The sequence below is a fragment of the Enterococcus sp. 3H8_DIV0648 genome (assembly GCF_002140655.1).
GTDB classification, from domain to species: domain Bacteria; phylum Bacillota; class Bacilli; order Lactobacillales; family Enterococcaceae; genus Enterococcus_A; species Enterococcus_A hulanensis.
Genome location: NZ_NGLG01000002.1, coordinates 755,709 through 757,219 on the forward strand (window position 1 = coordinate 755,709; position 1,511 = coordinate 757,219).

1 protein-coding gene is annotated in these 1,511 nt (G+C 34.7%); it reads right to left on the reverse strand.

The genetic code is table 11. The features are described 5' to 3' along the window. Window positions 1-932: 932 nt before the first annotated feature. The gene (locus A5875_RS19795; protein WP_088935287.1) at window positions 933-1,271 is read right to left on the reverse strand and encodes a hypothetical protein; all 339 of its coding nucleotides are present in this window, start codon (window positions 1,269-1,271) and stop codon (window positions 933-935) included. Between the last annotated feature and the right edge of the window lie 240 nt (window positions 1,272-1,511).

Consider the following 1,511-nt stretch of genomic DNA (forward strand, 5'->3'; position numbering starts at 1 on the left):
TTATAGCGTTTATCCTTGTTTTGAGCCCAACAAATTTCAAATTCAAGGGAAATTTTAGCAAACAGCTCTTCGATTTATTAAAAAAAGAAATAACAAGCAACATGTACTATTAATTATTTCACTTTGCTATAAATAATTGACGAGCAGGATTTTGCATTCAATGTTAGCATAGCAGCAGAAAGGGATGGATTATTGATGGAGCTAGTCATCGGAAATGAGATTACAGCATTTAATTGCTACGGAGAAAAAGTAACCGGCATCATCGAGCAAATATATGTCAATACAATAATAGTCGGAACAAATACGATGAAATATGTATGTCCTAAAAAAAACTTACTGAATAGCAAAAGGCAACGTACAGATTGATGTACGTTGCCTTTTTTGCTTAATAAGTGTTTGTTTAACCGAATAAAATCACTCCTACTCAATCACAGCTTCTTCAATAGACCAGCATTATTGGCACCGTCGCCGATCAGTCCACTACTTTTAAGTTGATTTTTCCCTAGATTTTTACAATATCTAAAAAAAACGGAATAGTTTTTCCCCCTAGTTATCTCTTATACTTTAAGTAGTTAAGTAGCAATGAAATTCGCTAAGGAATCAGGTGATTATTTTGGAAAAATATGTGTATGCTGCTATGTTAACCTTTTGCGTTTTTCTGAAACTCACGTCAATCATTAGTCTATCGTTCTTTTTATTGATTTTTGGGATTGTAGCTGGGATTCTTGCTGGTCGCGTTTTCCTTTTCCATCGATACGACCTATTTTTGCCAGTGGTTAAAGTCAGTATTCTTAGTGAAAATGGAAAAGTCTTGGTTTTATGCACTAGTATCGTTATCTATCTCGTCGCTTTGTCCTTCATTGCTGTCGGATCGTGGCTCTGCTTGATATAGTCTCAAACATTATAATACTCGAAAAGAGGAAGACTGATGATCAGTCTTCCTCTTTTTTTGACTTTTCTAAATGATTGGTTGTTTCGACTACAATGACATTTTCTTCAGGTAGACATAATTCTTTTATCAACAACCGTTTCATTTCCTCTTTTGTTAAGCTGGATTTCCCCTTGAAAACTCCTTCACCATATCTTTCCCATGCTGCTGCTTTTTTTATTCGGGGATGTTGAATGATGTTCGGCACGGGAGTCGCTTTTAGCGAGACGATCAGATCATATTCAATACTCTCCGCCTCAGTCTTTCTGCTGGAATATTTGATCACTGAATAAATCAAAAGAACACTTAGAATTAGGCCAATAACAAGTAATAAGCTGCCCATTTTTTCACCTCACCTTTATTTGGTAAAAAACTATTCACTGCCCGACTGAGTTTGGTTCGCATCTATCAACGGATTACTATTAAAGTCTCTTATTTTAAATCATTTTTATCACTTTAATTATACCAAAAAGTAATAACGTTCACTTATTTATCTTCTACAAATGATCAATCTGCTTATTTCAATTGTAAGGTTACTTTAAGGTTAAGAACAGTTCCATGCAAGCTTTCCTACCTATACTGA

What these genes read in the sequence shown, in the direction of transcription:
- A5875_RS19795 (WP_088935287.1), bottom strand. Translation starts at nt 1,271, where the DNA reads ATGGGCAGCTTATTACTTGTTATTGGCCTAATTCTAAGTGTTCTTTTG.